Source organism: Microbacterium sp. UBA837, assembly GCF_002296025.1.
Classification (GTDB): domain Bacteria; phylum Actinomycetota; class Actinomycetes; order Actinomycetales; family Microbacteriaceae; genus Microbacterium.
In genome coordinates this window covers 1-3,117 of sequence record NZ_DBHD01000140.1, presented here as the reverse complement: position 1 = coordinate 3,117, position 3,117 = coordinate 1, and the positions used below count along the sequence as shown (strand labels likewise).

General features: G+C 66.6%; 3 protein-coding genes. 2 read left to right on the top strand and 1 reads right to left on the bottom strand.

The annotated features are described in order from the left end of the window. On the top strand, positions 1–660 hold a 660-nt coding region (gene rho / locus B3587_RS10285; RefSeq protein WP_292728368.1), incomplete at its 5' end, for a transcription termination factor Rho. 30 nt (positions 661–690) lie between these two features. After that, entirely contained in the window at positions 691–1,773 is a 1,083-nt protein-coding gene (gene prfA, locus B3587_RS10280; RefSeq protein WP_228177649.1) for a peptide chain release factor 1, read from the top strand. Between the two features lie 43 nt (positions 1,774–1,816). On the opposite strand, the gene B3587_RS10275 is transcribed toward prfA, so the two are convergent. Next, complete coding sequence (locus B3587_RS10275) at positions 1,817–2,833, bottom strand: sodium:calcium antiporter (RefSeq protein WP_292728366.1); 1,017 nt, start codon at positions 2,831–2,833, stop codon at positions 1,817–1,819. Positions 2,834–3,117 lie beyond the last annotated feature (284 nt).

Genomic DNA, 3,117 nt, shown 5'->3' with positions numbered 1-3,117 from the left:
AAGGGCGAGGTCATCGCCTCGACCTTCGACCGTCCCGCCGAAGACCACACGACCGTTGCCGAGCTCGCCATCGAGCGCGCCAAGCGCCTCGTTGAGCTCGGCCGTGACGTCGTCGTGCTGCTGGACTCGATCACCCGCCTCGGCCGCGCCTACAACATCTCGGCGCCGACCTCTGGGCGCGTCCTCACCGGCGGTGTCGACGCTTCGGCGCTCTACCCGCCGAAGCGCTTCTTCGGCGCCGCGCGCAACATCGAGAACGGAGGATCGCTCACGATCCTCGCGACGGCGTTGGTTGAAACCGGCTCCAAGATGGACGAGGTGATCTTCGAGGAGTTCAAGGGCACCGGCAATAGCGAACTGCGCCTGAACCGCCAGCTTGCCGACAAGCGCATCTTCCCCGCGGTGGATGTCAACGCGTCGAGCACGCGCCGCGAAGAGATGCTGCTCTCGCCCGATGAGGTCAAGATCACCTGGAAGCTCCGTCGCGCTCTCGCGGGCCTGGACCCCCAGCAGGCGCTCGAGGTCGTGCTCGGCAAGCTCAAGGAAACCCAGTCCAACGTCGAGTTCCTCGTGCAGATGCAGAAGTCGATTCCGGCGCCGACCTCCAACGGTCACGGCGCTGGCGGACACGGTCACGGGCACGAGAACAGCATCCGCTGACCCGGCGGCATCGAGATGGCCGAGCCGGCGATGTTCGACTCCGTCCGTGCGCTGATCGACGAGCACCGCGAGGTGCAGATTGAGCTGTCCGATCCGGCGGTGCACGCGGACCCCGCCCGCGCAAAGCGGGTCAATAGGCGGTACGCGGAATTGAGTCGGATCGTCGCTGCCCACGATGCGTGGGTGGCGGCATCCGACGACCTTGTCGCTGCCCGCGACCTCGCGCGCGAAGACGACGCCTTCGCCGAAGAGGTCCCGGCCCTCGAAGAGCGCCTCGCCGACACCCAGGAACGGCTCCGACGGCTCCTGATTCCGCGCGACCCGGATGACGCGCGCGACGTGATCATGGAGATCAAGCAGGGCGAAGGCGGCGCAGAGAGCGCCCTGTTCGCCGCTGATCTGCTGCGGATGTACCTGCAGTATGCCGCTTCGAAGGGGTGGAAGACCGAACTGCTCGAGCGCAACGAGTCAGACCTCGGCGGGTTCAAGGACGTCCAGGTCGCCATCAAGGGCTCCTCGAGCGATCCGGCGCAGGGAGTGTGGGCCCACCTGAAGTACGAGGGGGGTGTGCATCGCGTCCAGCGCGTTCCCGCCACCGAGTCACAGGGGCGGATCCACACGTCGACCACCGGTGTGCTGGTCTTTCCCGAAGTCGACGAGCCCGAAGAGATCCACATCGATCAGAACGACCTGAAGATCGATGTCTTCCGCTCGTCAGGTCCGGGTGGCCAGTCGGTGAACACGACGGACTCCGCGGTGCGGATCACGCACCTGCCAACCGGCATCGTGGTGTCGATGCAGAACGAGAAGTCGCAACTGCAGAACCGCGAGGCTGGGATGCGCGTGCTGCGAGCCCGGCTGCTGGCCAAGCAGCAGGAGGAGCGGGATGCCGCGGCATCCGATGCCCGGCGCTCGCAGATCCGAGGGATGGATCGCTCCGAGCGCATTCGCACGTACAACTTCCCCGAGAACCGCATCGCCGATCACCGTACCGGATACAAGGCCTACAACCTTGATCAGGTGATGGACGGTGCCCTCGAGCCGATCATCGCGTCGTGCATCGCCGCCGACGAGGAGGAACGGCTCGCGGCTCTGGGGTCAGGCGGGAACTGATTCCCCGCCACCCGGTTGGCCGCATAGCCCGCCCCGACGGTCTCTACCGCGCAACGATGGCCAGGCCAATCGTCCCGAGGTAGACGCCGGGAATCGTGACCCCTTCGAATCCGATGCCGCGACGATCGCGCACGAGAAGCCCGATCGCGAGGACCGCTGACATGAACGCTGTTCCCGCCAACAGCACCAGACTCGACGGACCTGCGGCCTCGTAGATGGTGCCGTCGCGGTACGACACGTCGGCTATCGAGATCATCAGCGTGTCGAACACGTTCCCGCCGATGATGTTCCCGACCCCGAGGGTCAGAGCGCCCATCCGGACCGCCGCGATGAGGGTGATCAGTTCGGGCAGCGAGCTGATGGCAGTGGTCACCGTGAACCCGGTGACATCGCTCGGCCACCCCGTCGCCGCCGCAACTCCCAGCCCCGCGCGGCCGATGACCCATCCGGTCCCTGCCGTGACGAGGGCGAGTCCCGCGAAGGTGACCCACAGGCGGGGGAGAGATGTCGTCGGCTGCGTCGTGTCATCGTCGTCAACCGTCTGCGACGTCCGGCGCGGACTCCACATCTCGTCGGCCCGCATCCGTCGCAGCAGAAACAGGCTGTAAACGTAGATCACCGGGATCAGAAGTGACAGCGGGTGAATCCATCCCCACGAGAGGGTGGGTGTCGCGTAGGCGATCACCGGAATCGTCAGCAGTGCGACGAGGGTCAGAGATTGCCCGAGATTCTCGAGCGAGGCCGCGGCGTGCTCGAGGTTCGCGCGCCGGTAGAGGAGGTCGGCCACCGCCAGCCAGACTGTCTGAATCGCCACCCCGCCTACCGGGTTGGCAAGCGCGAACCCGGCATCCCCGGCGAGCGCTCCGGTGATCGTGGTGATGATGCCGGTCAGCGAGGTCACCGCGCCGAGGAACACAGCTCCCGCGATCGCACGCCCCATTCCGGTCCGGCCCGCCAGCTCGTCGGCAGTGCGAGCAAGACGGGTACCGGCGAACCAGAGCACGACGATCGAAGCGGTGAGTGCAACCGCACTCTGCCACAGTCCCCACGTCCCGTCCACGGCGCCCCTTCCGCGATTCGCAGCCACACACGGTAGCAAGAGGAGCGCACAGAGCCGCAGGCCTTGACTTTCCCGCAGCGGCGCCGCACGGCATCCTGTCGCTGCGTGGGTCGACGCGCTACTGTCGGGGCGTGGTCATGTTCCTCATCCGCGCCCTGATCTTCGTGCTATCCGCAGCTGTCGGGCTGATCGCCGCCGACCTGCTGCTTCCGGGCTTCCGCATCGACTGGGCTGACTGGTGGGGCTTCGTCCTCGCCGTGCTGATCTTCGCGGTGCTCCAGAGC